The 15,374-nt window shown below is 68.9% G+C and carries 15 protein-coding genes; 9 read left to right on the top strand and 6 right to left on the bottom strand.

The features are described 5' to 3' along the window. The 3 genes from FA743_RS02035 to FA743_RS02025 form a co-directional block, all read right to left on the bottom strand. On the bottom strand, positions 1-1,371 hold the full coding sequence (locus tag FA743_RS02035) for an aspartate aminotransferase family protein (RefSeq protein WP_136884199.1): 1,371 nt from the start codon (positions 1,369-1,371) through the stop codon (positions 1-3). A gap of 10 nt (positions 1,372-1,381) precedes the next feature. Then, the gene (locus tag FA743_RS02030) at positions 1,382-2,842 is read right to left on the bottom strand and encodes an NAD-dependent succinate-semialdehyde dehydrogenase (protein ID WP_136884198.1); all 1,461 of its coding nucleotides are present in this window, start codon (positions 2,840-2,842) and stop codon (positions 1,382-1,384) included. A 117-nt stretch (positions 2,843-2,959) separates the two neighbouring features. Then, complete coding sequence (locus tag FA743_RS02025) at positions 2,960-3,445, bottom strand: Lrp/AsnC family transcriptional regulator (protein WP_136884197.1); 486 nt, start codon at positions 3,443-3,445, stop codon at positions 2,960-2,962. Between the two features lie 65 nt (positions 3,446-3,510). Here FA743_RS02025 and ehuR point away from each other — a divergent pair, with 65 nt between their 5' ends. From ehuR to doeB, 9 genes are all read left to right on the top strand, one after another. Beyond that, positions 3,511-4,908: a MocR-like ectoine utilization transcription factor EhuR gene (gene ehuR / locus FA743_RS02020; protein WP_136884196.1), complete on the top strand. Its 1,398-nt coding sequence runs from the start codon at positions 3,511-3,513 to the stop codon at positions 4,906-4,908. Positions 4,909-5,068: 160 nt separating this feature from the next. Further along, positions 5,069-6,079, top strand: a complete 1,011-nt coding sequence (locus FA743_RS02015; protein WP_136884195.1) for a TRAP transporter substrate-binding protein — start codon at positions 5,069-5,071, stop codon at positions 6,077-6,079. Between the two features lie 75 nt (positions 6,080-6,154). Next, complete coding sequence (locus tag FA743_RS02010; RefSeq protein WP_136884194.1) at positions 6,155-6,847, top strand: TRAP transporter small permease; 693 nt, start codon at positions 6,155-6,157, stop codon at positions 6,845-6,847. Further along, the gene (locus tag FA743_RS02005) at positions 6,844-8,130 is read left to right on the top strand and encodes a TRAP transporter large permease (RefSeq protein ID WP_136884193.1); all 1,287 of its coding nucleotides are present in this window, start codon (positions 6,844-6,846) and stop codon (positions 8,128-8,130) included. Before FA743_RS02010 ends, FA743_RS02005 begins: the two co-directional genes overlap by 4 nt. A gap of 4 nt (positions 8,131-8,134) precedes the next feature. Further along, on the top strand, positions 8,135-8,839 hold the full coding sequence (locus FA743_RS02000) for a maleate cis-trans isomerase family protein (RefSeq protein ID WP_136884192.1): 705 nt from the start codon (positions 8,135-8,137) through the stop codon (positions 8,837-8,839). Further along, on the top strand, positions 8,833-9,780 hold the full coding sequence (gene eutB / locus FA743_RS01995) for a hydroxyectoine utilization dehydratase EutB (protein ID WP_136884191.1): 948 nt from the start codon (positions 8,833-8,835) through the stop codon (positions 9,778-9,780). The genes FA743_RS02000 and eutB overlap by 7 nt, the downstream gene beginning before the upstream one ends. Further along, positions 9,777-10,748, top strand: coding sequence for a cyclodeaminase (locus tag FA743_RS01990; protein ID WP_136884190.1), 972 nt, complete (start codon positions 9,777-9,779; stop codon positions 10,746-10,748). Before eutB ends, FA743_RS01990 begins: the two co-directional genes overlap by 4 nt. Then, positions 10,741-11,937: an ectoine hydrolase DoeA gene (doeA, locus tag FA743_RS01985; RefSeq protein ID WP_136884189.1), complete on the top strand. Its 1,197-nt coding sequence runs from the start codon at positions 10,741-10,743 to the stop codon at positions 11,935-11,937. The genes FA743_RS01990 and doeA overlap by 8 nt, the downstream gene beginning before the upstream one ends. Beyond that, complete coding sequence (gene doeB / locus FA743_RS01980; RefSeq protein WP_136884188.1) at positions 11,934-12,920, top strand: N(2)-acetyl-L-2,4-diaminobutanoate deacetylase DoeB; 987 nt, start codon at positions 11,934-11,936, stop codon at positions 12,918-12,920. Before doeA ends, doeB begins: the two co-directional genes overlap by 4 nt. A 69-nt stretch (positions 12,921-12,989) precedes the next feature. Here doeB and FA743_RS01975 read toward each other — a convergent pair whose 3' ends face one another. From FA743_RS01975 to FA743_RS01965, 3 genes are all read right to left on the bottom strand, one after another. Beyond that, complete coding sequence (locus FA743_RS01975) at positions 12,990-13,424, bottom strand: PRC-barrel domain-containing protein (protein ID WP_136884187.1); 435 nt, start codon at positions 13,422-13,424, stop codon at positions 12,990-12,992. Between the two features lie 72 nt (positions 13,425-13,496). Next, positions 13,497-14,519: an AbrB family transcriptional regulator gene (locus tag FA743_RS01970; RefSeq protein WP_425467153.1), complete on the bottom strand. Its 1,023-nt coding sequence runs from the start codon at positions 14,517-14,519 to the stop codon at positions 13,497-13,499. A 118-nt stretch (positions 14,520-14,637) separates the two neighbouring features. Then, a complete protein-coding gene (locus FA743_RS01965) occupies positions 14,638-15,321 on the bottom strand; it encodes an alpha/beta fold hydrolase (RefSeq protein ID WP_136884186.1) in 684 nt (227 codons plus the stop codon). Between the last annotated feature and the right edge of the window lie 53 nt (positions 15,322-15,374).

Here is a 15,374-nt window from a genome sequence, read left to right as displayed (position 1 = left end):
TCAACCCAGCACCTCGGCCAGCGCCTCCGCCGTCACCTCGACGATCCGGTCCGCCTCCTCTCGCGTCAAACACAGAGGCGGCGCAAAGCCCAGGATGTCGCCCTGCGGCATGGCCCGCGCGATCACCCCGCGTTTCAGCATGGCGGCGACGACCTTGGCGCCCTTGCCCTCGGACGGATCGAAGAACCGCCGCGCGTCGCGGTCGGCGACCAGCTCGACCGCGCAGAGCATCCCCTCGCCGCGCACCTCGCCGACATGGGCGTGATCGCCCACCGCCGCCGTCATCCGCTCGTTCAGATAGGCGCCGACCGTGCCGGCATTTTCGACCAGCCCCAGGCTGTCGATCAGCTTCAGGTTGGCAACCCCCGCCGCCGCGCCGATGGGATGGGCGGAATAGGTCCAGCCATGGCCCATGACGCCGTTCTCGTCGGTGCCGCGTGCCAGCACGTCCCACATCCGCTGCCCCACGATCGAGGCCGAGAGCGGCGCATAGGCCGAGGTCAGCCCCTTGGCCGAGGTGATCAGGTCCGGCTTCATGCCATAGTGATCCGACCCGAACATGCTGCCCAAGCGGCCGAAGCCCGTCACCACCTCGTCGGCGATTAGCAGGATGTCATGGGCGTCCAGCACCGCCTGGATGGCGGGCCAGTAGCCTGCGGGCGGGGGCACGATGCCGCCCGTGCCCAGCACCGGCTCGCCGATGAAGGCGGCGATGGTGTCGGCCCCCTCGGCCTGGATCAGCGCCTCCAGCTTGTCGACGCAATAGCCCACGAAATCACCCTCGGACATCGAGGCATCGGGGCGGCGGAAGTAATAGGGCGCCTCGGTGTGGATCACCTGCTCCAGCGGCAGGTCGAACTTGCGGTGGAACAGGTCCAGGCCGGTCAGCGAGCCGGTCATCAGCCCCGAGCCGTGATAGCCGCGCCAGCGGCTGATGATCTTCTTCTTCTTCGGGCGGCCCAGGATGTTGTTGTAGTACCAGACCAGCTTGATGTTGGTCTCGTTCGCATCCGATCCCGACAGGCCGAAATAGACCCGCGCCATCCCCTCGGGCGCGCGGTCCATGACCATCTTGGCCAGGGTGATCGAGGCCTCGGTGCCGTGACCGGCATAGGAGTGGTAGTAGGCCAGCTCGCGCGCCTGATCGGCGATCGCCTCGGCGATCTCCTGGCGGCCATAGCCCACGTTCACGCAATAGAGCCCCGCGAACCCGTCCAGCAGCTTGTTGCCGTCACGGTCGTGGATGTGGCAGCCCTCGCCGCCGGTCACGATGCGCTGCGGCGCCTCGCCGCGCGCGAATTGCGCCAGATGGGTCGAGGGGTGGAAGAAGTTCTCGCGGTCCCATTTCGCCAGTTCGTCATTGGTCAGCATCGTCATCTCCTCAGGCCCAATCGCGGCACACATACTTGATTTCGGTGAAGGCCTCGAGCCCCTGCCGGGCGCCCTCGCGGCCGATCCCGGACTGCTTCATCCCCCCGAAGGGGATCGGCGCGCCGGTGACCTTGGTGCGGTTCACGGCGACCATGCCATATTGCAACGCGCGCGTCAGGCGATAGATCCGGCGCGGGTCCAGGCTGTGGACATAGGCCACCAGCCCGTATTCGCTGGCATTGGCCCGCGCGATCACCTCGTCCTCGGTGTCGAAGACCGACAGGGCGGCGACGGGACCGAAGGTCTCCTCGCGCATGATCAGGGCCTCGTCAGTCACGTCGGCCAGCACGGTCGGCTGGAAGAACAGCGGCCCCAGATCCTGGGCGACCCCGCCGCCGGTCAGCAAACGTGCGCCGTGGGACAGCGCATCCTCGACATGGGCCACCTGCTTGGCGATCTGGCGGTCGTGGATCAGCGGACCCAGATCGCCGTCCTGCATCCCCGGCGCCAGAGTCAGCTTCTCGACCGCTGCCGTGAAGCGGGCGCAGAAGTCCTCATAGACCGGGCGGTGGATGTAAAACCGGTTGGCGCCCAGGCAATCCTGACCCGAGGTCGCGAACTTGGCCTTGACGGCCTCGGCCACGGCGCGGTCCAGATCGCAGCCCTGAAAGACGATGAAGGGCGCGTGGCCGCCCAGTTCCAGCACCAGGCGCTTCACCGTGTCGGCGGATTGGCGATAAAGCAGCCGCCCGACTTCCGTGGACCCGGTGAAGGACAGCGCGCGGACCCGCGCGTCGCCCGTCCATTCGCCCACGATGGTCGCGGCATCGCCGATGACGGTGTTCACCACGCCCTCGGGGAAGCCCGCGCGCCGTGCCAGCACCGCCAGCGCCAGCGCCGACAGCGGCGTCTCGGCGGACGGGTGGATCACCACCGTGCAGCCCGCGCCCAGGGCGGCGGCGGCCTTGCGGGTGATCATCGCGCAGGGAAAGTTCCAGGGCGTGATCAGGGCGGCGACGCCCACGGGTTCGCGCCACAGCTCCATTTCCGCATCGGGCAGGTGGCTGGTCACGCCCTCGATATTGGGGCGGAGCGCCTCCTCGGCATAGAAGGCCACGAAGCTGGCGGCATAGTCGATCTCTCCGCGCGCCTCGCTCAGGGGCTTGCCCTGCTCGGCCACCATGATGCGCGCCAGATCCTCGCGCGCCTCCAGGATCATCGCATGCCAGCGGTGCAGGATGGTGGCGCGGTGCTGGGGCAGCATCGCGGACCAGCCGGGGAAGGCGGCCTGCGCGGCATCCACCGCCGCCCGGGCGCCGGGCGCCGCGCTGACGGCGACCTGCGCGACCAGCGCGCCGGTGGCGGGATCGCGGACGGCCAGGCGCCCCTCGGCGGGAAAATCGCCATGTCCGGGCAGCAGCCCGGCATCGGCCAGCCGTTCGGTCAATTGGCTCTGGTGGTCGTCGAACATCGGTCACCTCTCTTGCTCTGGCCGCATCATGACGCAGGGCGCGCAGGGGATTTGCCTGTTCGGGACGAGGGGTGCAGAGGATTCCTCTGTTGTGGCCCGCGCCCGCCGGGGATTCCTCTAGCCGAGCAGGGCCGAGGCCGGGGGCTGGTCCTTGACCGGCTTGGTGACGATATAGCTGAAATAGCGCCTGACCCCGGCCCGGCTTTCCAGAAGCCCGTCCATCAGCGTCTGGAAGGCCGCCACATCGGGCGCGATCACCAGCATCAGGTAGTCGTAACCGCCGCCGATGGCCCAGCAGCCGGTGATGGGGTCCATCCGCGCGATCACCCGCTCGAAGATCTGGAAGCTTTCGGCGCGGTGGCTGTCCAGCTCGACCGTCACGAAGACCTGCACATGCGGCCCGAGCGCCGCCAGATCGACCTGCGCGCGATAGCCCCGGATCAGCCCCGCCTGCTCCAGCCGCTTCATGCGGTCCCAGCAGGGGGTGGGCGACAGGTTCACCCGGGCGGCCAGGTCGGTCTTGGCGATGCGCCCCTCGCGCGACAGGATCGCCAGGATGGCGATGTCGCGGTCGTCCAGGCGGGGGCTGCGGGGCGGGATCATGGGGGCGGTTGTTCCCGGCGCGGCGCGGCTTGTCAATCGGGCCCGGCCACGCGATCCTGCGGGCCATGTCGCATTGGCCCCTCCGTCGAACGGATATCACCCGCCCCGCCTATCGCAGCCTCGCCCAGGGGGTGGCCGCCGCCATCGACGCGGGCAGCCTTGCGCCCGGGGCCCGCCTGCCGCCGCATCGCGATCTGGCCTGGCAGTTGGGCGTCAGCGTGCAGACCGTCAGCCGCGCCTATGAGGAGCTGATCCGCGCCGACCTGATCTCGGGCGAGGTGGGGCGGGGCAGCTTCGTCAAGCGCGGCCCGCGCGAGACGATCGAGGTGCCGTGGTTCCGCGCGCCCACCGACCGGCCCCCCATCGACCTGTCGATGATGACTCCGGTGGCCCTGCCGCAGATCGCCCAAGCCTGGTCGGAGACGCTGGTGCGCCTGTCGGACCGGTTGCCGGCCTCCGCGATGATGTCCTTCCGGCCCCGGCAGACCATGGCGCTCTATGGCGGGATGGCGGCGGCCTGGCTGGCGCGCTGCGGGATGGTGGTGCCGGCGCAGCGCATCCTGATCACCAACGGCACCACGCCCGCGATGTTCGTGGCCCTGTCCTGCGCCGCCCAGCCCGGCGACATCATCGCCACCGAAGAGACCACCTGCCACACCCTGCGCCCCGCCGCGCTGCACCTGCATCTGCGGCTGAAGGGGATCGCGGGCGACGATCGCGGCATGGATCCCGATGCGCTGATCGCGGCGGCGCGGGCGGCGGGCGGACGGATGAAGGCGGTGTTCCTGCTGCCCTCGGGCGGCGGCCCCTCGGCCCGGATCATGGACCGCGACCGGCGCGAGGCGCTGGCCCAGGCCGCCGCAGGGGCCGGGCTGGTGATTCTGGAAAGCGACCCGACCGGCCCCATGCCGCCGCGCCGACCCCCCGCCCTGTCCAGCTTTGCCCCCGAGCGCAGCTTCTACTTCACCGGCCTCTCGAAATGCCTGTCGCCGGGGCTGCGGCTCGGTTTTCTTGCCATGCCCGAAAATTTGGCAGAGGTCGCGCTGAACCGGCATCTGTCGATGGCCTGGATGGCGACGCCGCTGATGGCCGAGATTGCGCAGGACTGGATCACCGGCGGCACCGCCGAGACGCTGCTGGCCGCGCAGCGGAGCGAGCTGGCGGCGCGCAACCGGCTGGCCGCCCGCATCCTGCCCGGATCGCAGGGTTTCCTGCATGGGCTGCACCGCTGGCTGCCGCTGCCGCCCGGCTGCGACGAGGCGCGGACCCTGGCCAAGGCGCTGGACCGGCAGGTCGCGCTGGCCCCCGGCGCGGGCTTTGCGATGCGGCCGCAGGGGCCGGCGCTGCGGGTCTCGATCGGGGGGGCGCCGATGCGCGATCTGGAGCAGGCCCTGCGCATCGTTTCGGCAGTCCTGCCCCCCGGCGAGCCTGCCCAGAATGGGCTTGTGAAGCCGTCGGTTTGACTCTCGGCCCCAGAATTGTCATGATTTAATATAGAAATTGACTTGGAATCCGCTTCGTCCGAACTCTCGGGCCAAGCTTGGACGGGTAAATCTGCCCGAATCTTGCAACCCGAGGCGCCGGATGCCGTTGCATCACGCGTGCCCGTCGACAGGAGAGATCATGACCTTCAAGACACTCACCACCGCCAGCGTCACCGCCCTGATCCTGGGCTCCGGCACCGCCTTCGCCGACACCTGGCGCTATGCCTTCGAAGAGGCTCTGGACGAGGTCCAGGGCGTCTATGCCCAGAAGTTCAAGGAAGAGGTCGAGGCCAATTCCGACCACGAGGTCCAGCTGTTCCCCTTCGGGACGCTCGGCGAATCCGACAACATCATGGAACAGGCGCAGTCGGGCATCCTGCAGTTCGTGAACCAGTCGCCCGGCTTCACCGGCGCGCTGATCCCCGAGGCGCAGGTCTTCTTCGTGCCCTACCTGCTGCCCGAGGATCAGGACCAGTTGGTTAGCTTCTTCCGCAACTCGGAAACCATCACCAGCATCTTCCCCGAGCTTTATGCTGAACAGGGGCTGGAGCTGCTGAAGATGTATCCCGAGGGCGAGGTCATGCTGACCACGAAGACCCCGGTGGAAAGCCCCGCCGATCTGGACAACGTCAAGGTCCGCGTGATGACCAACCCGCTGCTGGTCGAAAGCTATCGCGCCTTCGGCGCCACGCCGACGCCGCTGCCTTGGGGCGAGACCTATGGCGGTCTGCAGACCGGCATCATCGACGGTCAGGAGAACCCGGCCTTCTTCATCGAATCGACGCGGATGTACGAGGTCACCGACCACATCACCCGGCTTGGCCACAACAACTTCACCACCGCGCTGATGGCCAATCAGGAGTTCTTCGCAGGCCTCGACGAGGCCGACCAGCAGGTGATCCAGGCCGCGGCCGATGCCGCCTTCGACCACATCATCGACTATCAGCAGGGCCTGACCGAGACCGCGCTGGAGGCGATCATGGAGGCCAAGCCCGACATGACCGTCACCACGCTGACCGAGGAACAGCGCGCTCCCTTCCGCGAGACGGCAGCCGATGTCGAGGCGACCTTCCTCGAGATCGGCGGTCCGCGCGCCCAGGAGGTGCTGGACCAGATGAAGGCCGACCTCGAGGCCGCAGCCGCCGGCTGAGGCCACCCCCATCGGGACCCGGCCGCAGGACTGCGGCCGGGTCCTCCGACCAACCTTTCCGAGGCACAGGTGGCCATGACGCGCGATGTCGATCCCGGCGGGCCTGGCCCCGACGATGCTTCCCCCGAACACCGAACCGCGACCGTCGATGCTGAGGTCCTGGCCGCCGCCGAGGCGACGCAGGCGCAGGACGACATCGACGATTCGCTGTACGATTCTGGTCTGCCGGGGCCGCTTGGCCTGCTGGACAAGGGCATCGCGCGGCTGGAGGCGTTCTGCCTGGCCTTCGGCGTCCTCGCCATGGCCGGGATGACCGTGGCCAACGTCGTCGGGCGCTTCGTCTTCGGGCGCTCGCTGTACTTCGCGGAAGAGGTGAACCAGGGGCTGATCGTGCTGATCACCTTCGCGGGCATCTCCTACGCGGCGCGGCACGGGCGGCATATCCGCATGTCGGCCATCACCGACGCGCTGCCCTTCCGGGCGCGCAAGGCGATGATGGTCATCATCTCGACCGTGACGGCGGTGCTGCTGCTGGCCCTGTCCTGGTACGCGCTGTCCTATGTGATGACCACTGCCGGGCGGGGCCGGGTGCTGCCCGCGCTCAGCATCCCGCAATGGTGGATCCTGGTCTGGGTGCCGGCGGGCCTGTTCCTGACCGGACTGCAATATGCGCTGACCGCGCTGAAGAACCTGACCGATCCCGAAATCTGGCTGTCGACCGCCACGCGCGACGGTTATGACCTGCCGCACAAGGACAGCGCCCCATGACCGCCGCCATTCTGGGCACGATGATCGTGCTGCTGCTGCTGGGATTTCCGATGATGGTTCCGCTGATCATCGGCTCGATGGTCGGCTTCGTGGGCCTCTTCGGGGGGCTAGGACAGCTGGAGACGCTGGTCCAGCAGGTCGTCGCGGGCATCCAGCCCGCCAGCCTGATCGCCGTGCCGATGTTCATCTTCGCGGCCGAGATCATGACCCGCGGCCAGTCGGCCGAGCGGCTGATCGATCTGGTCATGGCCTTTCTGGGCCATATCAAGGGCGGGCTCGCGATCTCGACCGCCGGGGCCTGCACGATGTTCGGCGCGGTGTCGGGTTCGACGCAGGCGACCGTGGTGGCGGTGGGCGGCCCGCTGCGCCCGCGCCTGCTGAAGGCGGGCTACAGCGACCGCTTTTCCCTGGCGCTGATCATCAATGCCTCGGACATCGCCTTCCTGATCCCGCCGTCCATCGGGATGATCATCTATGGCGTGGTGTCTGGCACCTCGATTTCCGAACTGTTCCTGGCGGGGATCGGGCCGGGGCTGCTGATCCTGCTGCTGTTCTCTATCTATTCCTACATCTATGCCGTGCGCCACAACGTGCCGACCGAGCCCGCCGCCACCTGGTTCGAACGCCTGCGCGCGATGCGCCGCGCGATCTGGCCCCTGGGCTTTCCGGCGATCATCATCGGCGGCATCTATGGCGGCATCTTCTCGCCAACCGAGGCCGCCGCCGCCTGCGTCCTCTACGCCATCGTGCTGGAGATGATCGTCTTTCGCGAGGTCACCCCGCGCCAGCTGTATGCGACGGCGAAATCGACGGGGCTGATCACGGCGGTCGTGTTCATCCTGGTCGGGGCGGGCGCGGCCTTCAGCTATGTCATCAGCTTCGCGCAGATCCCGCAGGCCATCCTGGGCGGCATCGGCATCGACGAGATGGGGCCCTACGGTGTCCTCTTCACCATCTCGGTCGCCTTCTTCATCGGCTGCATGTTCGTCGACCCGATCGTGGTGATCCTGATCCTGGTGCCGATCTTCGCGCCCGTGGTGCAGGCGACGGGCCTGGACCCGGTGCTGGTCGGCACCATCGTGACGCTGCAGGTGGCCATCGGCAGTGCCACGCCCCCCTTCGGCTGCGACATCTTCACGGCCATCGCCGTGTTCCGGAGGCCCTATTGGGAGGTGATCCGCGGCACCCCGCCCTTCATCATCATCCTGCTGTCGGTCTCGGCGCTGCTGATCTTCTTCCCGCAGATCGCGCTGTTCCTGCGCGATCTGGCGATGGCGGAATAGATCCATGCGCCGCGACAGCCTGACCCGCTTCGGCCTGGTGATCCTGGCCACCGACATGACCATCGAGGGCGATGGAGCCCGGCTGATGCCGCGCGACACGCAGCTGCACGTGACCCGCATCGCCTTCGACAATCCCACGACCGAGGAGAACCTGCGCCGGACCGGCCCGCGCCTGCGCGCGGCGGTGGACCTGCTGGTGCCGGGCGTCCCGCTGGCGGGGATCGGCTTCGGCTGCACCTCGGCCTCGGCAGTGCTGGGTGACGAGATCGAGGCGCTGGCGGGCGGGCGCGCGCCCGTCACCACGCCTGCGGGCGCGGCGCTGCGGGGCTTTTCGGCGCTTGGGCTGGACCGGGTGGCGCTGATGACGCCCTATCTGGCGGCGACGACAGATCTGGTGGGCGATCATTTCCAGAAGCACGGCGTGCAGGTGCTGCGGCGCAGCTCGATGGGCCATGCCGACGACCGCGACATGGCGATGCTGCGCGACGCCGAGATCCTCGAGATGGCCGAGGACAGCGACCATCCCGATGCGCAGGCGCTGTTCATGTCCTGCACTGCGCTGCCCGCGCTGGATCTGATCGACGAGCTGGAGGCGAGGCTTGGCAAGCCGGTCCTGACCTCGAACCAGGCGCTGTTCTGGGCGATGCTGGATCAGGCGGCAATCCCTGCGACCGGCCCCGGCGCGCTGTTCCGGGCGCGCACATGGTAGGGCTGGATCAGGTTCTGGCCGCCCGGGACCGCATCGGACGCGATGTGCTGCGCACCCCCGTGGCCCTGTCGGACGCCCTGTCGGCGCGGGCGGGGGGCGAGGTCTGGCTGAAGCTGGAACACCGCCAGACCACCGGCGCCTTCAAGCTGCGCGGTGCGACCAATGCCGTGGCGGGGCTGGGGGATGTGGCGGGGGTCACCACCGCCTCGACCGGCAATCACGGCCGCGCGCTGGCCCATGCGGCCCGCGCCCGGGGGCTGCGCGCGGTGATCTGCATGTCGCGCCTGGTGCCCGCCAACAAGCTGGAGGCGATCCGCGCGCTTGGCGCCGAGGCGCGGATCATCGGCGACAGCCAGGACGATGCCTTCGTCGAGGCGCACCGTCTGGCCCGCGACGAGGGCTTCGCGCTGATCCCGCCCTTCGACCATGCGGACGTGATCGCCGGGCAAGGCACGCTGGCGCTGGAGATCCTGGACCAGATCCCGCAGGCCCCCAGCATCGGCGTGCCTCTCTCGGGCGGCGGTCTGCTGGCGGGGGTCGCGGCGGCCGCCAAGGCGCTGCGTCCCGATATCCGCATCATCGGGATCAGCATGGAGCGCGGCGCCGCCATGGCGGCAAGTTTGGCCGCCGGGCATCCTGTCGAGGTCACCGAATTGGCGACGCTGGCCGACAGTCTGGGCGGCGGGATCGGGCTGGGCAATCGGCTGACCTTCCCGATGGTGCGCGACCTGATGGACGACCTGATCCTGCTGACCGAGGATCAGATCGCCGCCGGCATCCGGCATCTGGCATCCGAGGGCCATGTGGTCGAGGGCGCCGCCGCCGTGGGCGCCGCCGCCGTTCTGGCGGGGCGCCTTCAGGGGCCGTTCCCGCTGGTCCTGATCCTGTCGGGCGCCAATATCGACCCCGCACAGCATGCCCGGCTGCTGGAGGCCGCATGACCCCGCTGATTTTGTCCGAACCCGACCTGCGCGCCCGCGTGCCCTTGGACCTGGCCGCCATCGACGTGGTGGAGGCCGCCTTCGCCGGGCTGGCGGGGGGCGGCGTGGTCATGCCGCCGGTCATGTCCATGCACCTGCCGCAGGTGAATGGAGAGGTGGACGTCAAGACCGCCTATGTGCCGGGACTTCAAGGGTTTGCGGTCAAGATCTCACCCGGTTTCTTCGACAATCCGGGGCGCGGGCTGCCCTCAACCTCGGGGTTGATGGTGGTGCTGGATGCGCTGACGGGGCGGGTCCGGGCGGTGCTGCTGGACAATGGCTATCTGACCGACATCCGCACGGCGGCGGCGGGCGGCGTGGCCGCGCGGCATCTGGCGCGACCGGACGCCACCCGCGCGGCGATCTTCGGCGCGGGCATGCAGGCGCGGCTGCAATTGCAGGCCCTGCGGCTGGTGCGGCCCCTGACCCATGCGGTGATCTGGGCGCGCGATCCGGCCAAGGCGCAGGTGCTGGCCCGCGAAATGGACGCCCCCGGTTTCAGCGTCACCGCGACCGCTGATCCCGCCGAGGCGGCGGCAGAGGCCCATATCATCGTCACCACCACCCCCGCGACGCAGCCGATCCTGCAGGCCGACTGGCTGCGCCCGGGACAGCACATCACCGCCATGGGCAGCGATCAGCCCGGCAAGGGCGAGCTGCATCCCGACTGCCTGGCCCGCGCCGACCTCTATGTCGCGGACCGCACCAGCCAGACCCGCCTGATGGGCGAGCTGCGCACAGCCATCGCCGCAGGCACGATGCCTGATGGCGAGCATCCCGAACTGGGCCAGATCATCGCCCGCACCCATCCCGGACGCCGGACCCCCGACCAGATCACCATCTGCGATCTGACCGGCACCGGCGTGCAGGACACCGCCATTGCCACCCATGCGCTGGACGCATTTTCGAAAGACGACCCGAATGCCTGAACTGCAAAGGACGCCCGAACGCTTCTCGACCGCCGAATACGAGGAGCGCCTGAAGAAGACCCGCGCCAGCATGGAGAAGCTGGGCCTGGATCTGCTGATCGTCAGCGATCCGTCCAACATGGCCTGGCTGACCGGCTATGACGGCTGGTCCTTCTATGTCCATCAATGCGTGATCGTCGGGCCGACCGGGGCGCCCATCTGGTTCGGGCGCGGGCAGGATGCGCAGGGCGCGCTGCGCACCGTCTGGATGAGCGACGATCACATCATCGGCTATCCGGACCATTACGTGCAATCGACCGAACGGCACCCGATGGACTATCTGTGGGCCACGCTGGCCGACAAGGGCTGGCATACCGGCTTCATCGGCGTCGAGATGGACAACTACTACTACTCGGCCAAGGCACATGAGCGTCTGGTCCACGGGTTGCCCGAGGCGCAGATCCTGGACGCCACCGGCCTGGTCAGCTGGCAGCGTGCGGTCAAGACGCCCAAGGAGCTGCAATACATGCGCAAGGCGGCGCGGATCGTCGAACGCATGCATCGCCGCATCGCCGACAAGATCGAGGTGGGCAAGCGCAAATGCGATCTGGTGGCCGAGATCTATGATGCGGGCCTGCGCTATGACGAATGGTCGGGCCATGGCGGCGACTATCCCGCCATCGTGCCGCTGCTGCCCTCGGGGCCGGATGCCGCCGCCCCGCACCTGACCTGGGACGACCAGCCGATGAAGGTGGACGAGGGCACCTTCTTCGAGATCGCCGGATGCTATCAGCGATACCATGTGCCGCTGTCGCGCACGATCTTCCTGGGCACGCCGCCGAAGGAGATGCTGGAGGCCGAGAAGGCCGTGCTGGAAGGGATGGAGGCGGGTCTGGGCGCCGCCCGCGCGGGCAATACCTGCGAGGATATCGCCAATGCCTTCTTCACCGTCCTCGACCGCTACGGCATCGTCAAGGACAACCGCACCGGCTATCCGATCGGCCTGTCCTATCCGCCGGACTGGGGAGAGCGCACCATGTCGCTGCGCCGGGGCGACCGGACCGAGCTGAAGCCGGGCATGACCTTCCACTTCATGACCGGCCTGTGGATGGAGGGCTGGGGCTATGAGACGACCGAATCGCTGGTCATCACCGAGGCCGAGCCCGAGCTGTTCTGTTCCATCCCGCGCCGGATGCTGGTGAAGGCATGAGCGCCGTCCAGCCCACGATCCCGCTGGACCGGCCCGGCAAGCATCACGGCTTCCTGCGCCTGCCCCATTCGCGCAACGACAGCGCCTGGGGCAGCGTGCTGATCCCGCTGACCGTCATCGTGGGCTCGGAAGGGCCCACGGCGCTGCTGACCGGCGGCAATCACGGCGACGAATACGAGGGCCCGATCGCGCTGCAGCAACTGGCATGGGAGCTTGATCCGGGCCAGGTGCAGGGCCGCATCATCATCCTGCCGACGATGAACGCGCCCGCCTTCCGGGCGGGCACGCGGGTCAGCCCGATCGATCAGATCAACATGAACCGCTGCTTTCCGGGCCGAGCCGATGGCAGCGTGACGCAGAAGATCGCGCATTACATCAGCCATGCGCTGGTGCCGATCTCGGATCTGGTGCTGGATTATCATTCGGGCGGCAAGACGCTGGATTTCCTGCCCTATGCGGCGGCGCATTACCTGGACGACGACGCGCAGCAGACGGCCTGCGTGGCGGCGATGCGGGCCTTCGCCGCGCCCTGGTCGATGATGATGCGCGAGATCGACGCGGTCGGCATGTTCGACACCGAGGTCGAGGCGCAGGGCAAGGTGTTCGTCACCACCGAACTGGGCGGCGGCGGCACCGCCACAGCCGCCAGCGCGCGCATCGCCATCCGGGGGGCGCGCAACGTTCTGCGCCATGCGGGCATCCTGTCGGGCGAGGTCGAGGGCGCCGAGGACAGCCGGATGCTGGACATGCCCGGCGACGACTGCTTTCACTTCGCGCCAAGCGATGGGCTGCTGCATCCGCTGGCCGATCTGGGCGACACCGTCTCCGAGGGTCAGCCGCTGGCGCAGATCTGGCCCGCCGACCGCACCGGCGTGGCGCCGATCACGGTCACGGCCAATCGCGCGGGTCTGGTGGCGGCGCGGCATTTTCCGGGCCTCGTGCAATCGGGCGATTGCCTTGCGGTGATCGCGACCGAGGTCTGAACCACGGGGCGCAACGAAAGACGGCCAGAGGCGGGTGCCTCTGGCCGTCCTGTCCGACAGATCCGCAGATCAGTCGTCATGTTCCTCGAACGAGGCGACATCGGCATCCGCCGACAGCTCCAGCGCGTCATCGGCGACGCTCAGCATGTCCAGCGGCACGATCCGGTCCTCGCCCTCATAGCCCTGATCGTCGTCGAAATCGACCACGATGGCTTCGGCGGTCTCGTCGCGGCCCAGCACCTCCTCGACTTCGCCGATCTGGTTGCCGTCGGCATCATGGACGTCCATGTCCTCGACATCGTCGACCGACATGTCCCAACCGGTGATCATGACGGAATCGTCCAGCTCGCTCATGTCCGCCATGGCGCCCGTCTCGGCGGCGCCGGGCGCGACGGTCATGTCCAGGTTCGGTTCGGGAACGGCGGTCGGCGCGGGCGTGTCCTGCGCCATGGCGGCGGTGCCAAGCGACATCACGGCGGCGATCGCGATCACAGAGGTTTTCATGGCTTGTCTCCAGTGTCTGTTGCTTCGGCAGGGCAACACGGGCCGGGCGGACTGCGTTCCTGCCGGGCAGGGTCACGGTTTCTTGACCAGCCGGGCCACCAAGGGCGCCAGCAGGATCACCAGGACGATGCGCAGGATATGGTGGCTGACCACATAGGCCAGGTCGGCGCCCGCGATGATGGCGATGACCACCATCTCGGCCTGTCCGCCGGGCAGGAAGGCCAGGAAGGCGTCCAGCCCCGGGGCTAGGCCCAGCAGATGGATTGCCTCGAGAAACATCAGGCTGATGAGGGCCAGGATCAGCGAATAGACGACCCCCGCCGTCACGTCGATGCGCAGCTCGCGCCCGGTGATGCCCATGTACTTCGCGCCGATGGCGATGCCGATGAAGAATTGCGACGCTTGGATGACCTCGGCCGGGGGGCGGGTTTCCAGGATCCCCGCCAGCGACAGCCCCGCCGTCAGGATCATCGGCCCCAGGATCGACGCGCCGAAGAGGCCCACCCGTTCCGCGCCCTTCCAGCCGATCAGCCCCGCTGCGACCATCAGCGCCAGCTGGTCCCACGCCACGGATGTCAGGGGCGCACCGGGCGGCGCGGTCAGGTCCAGCCCCCACCACAGCGTCATGATCAGCGGCGCGACGGTGACGATGATCAGCACCCGGGTCGCATGGATCAGCGACAGCGCGCGAATGTCGCCGCCCGCCTCCTCGCCGAAGACCAGCATGTCCTGCAGCCCGCCCGGCATGGCGGCGTACCAGGCGGTGGGGTGGTCGAAGCCGAAGACGCGGCGGAACAGCGGATAGCCGATCGCCGCGATCACCCCGATGAACACCGGCACCATCGCCAGCGAGGCCGCCATCTCGGGCAGGCCCGCCAGCACCTCGGGCGTGATCGAGGCGCCGACCGCCACACCCAGGAAGGTCCGCATGAAGACGCCCAGTTGCCCCGTGCCCGCCAGCCGCTGCCCCGCCAGCGCCGCGATCAGGCAGGCGATCATCGGTCCCAGCAGCCAAGGCAGCGGCAGGCCGAGGACAAGGAACAGCGCCGCGCCGGTCAGTGCCGTGGCGAAGGTCGCCAGATGGGTCAGGGTCACAGGTCGTTCCTTGGCCGGGGACGCGCCGGGGGTCGGGCGCCACGCGGGACACCAAGCAAGGATTTGCGCGATCTGCAAGTGCTGGCGCGGGGCGGGGGCTGCCTGTGGCGCATCTGCGTCAGGGATGGGCGGGGTGCAGCCCCTCGGCGCGGATAATCCGGTCCAGCAGGGCGGCGAGCCCCTCGGGGTCGGACAGGAAAGGCGAATGGCCCCAGGGGGTTTCGTGCAGATGCTCGACGGGCGCGCGGGCGATCATCGCGCGCTGCAGGGCGGGCGGGATCGCGCGGTCCTGCCCGCAGAGGATATAATGCCGCCGCACCGACGCGCGGTCCGGTCCCGGCAGGGGGTCGCGCATCGGCCCCAAGGGCTGCGGGCGCAGGCGGGCCAGCGCGGCGGTCGCGAGATCCTCGGGAAGGTCGGAATAAAGCATCGCCCGCGCGGCCTTTGGCGGCAGGATCAGGCGGCTTTCGGCGTCGCGCGGCCAGCTCCGCGCCGGGCTTGGCAGCAGCCGGTCCAGCGCCGCCAGACTGTCGCCCGGCAATGGCAGATAGGAACACAGATGGATCAGCAGGCGCGGCGGGCGGGCCTGCGCCAGCGCCTCGGCCACCATCCCGCCCATCGAATGGCCCAGCACGACCGGCGCCCCAGGCAGCGCCGCCACGCATTCGGCCAGCCCGGTGGCGGGCGCCCCCGGCAGGTCGGGGCAGAGCGCCCGATGCCCGCGCGCCGCCAGCGCCCGGGCCAGCGCCGCGAAGCAGTCGCCGTCATGCCAGGCGCCGTGGATCAGCAGGATGTACGTCATCGCCCGACAGTGCCGCCCCCGCCGCGCCCCCGCAAGCGCCTTGACCCCGCCCC

Source organism: Paracoccus gahaiensis (assembly GCF_005048225.1).
In the GTDB taxonomy this organism is placed as follows: Bacteria; Pseudomonadota; Alphaproteobacteria; order Rhodobacterales; family Rhodobacteraceae; genus Paracoccus; species Paracoccus gahaiensis.
Note: the sequence above shows the minus strand (reverse complement) of the source record. Positions and strands in the feature narration are given on the sequence as shown.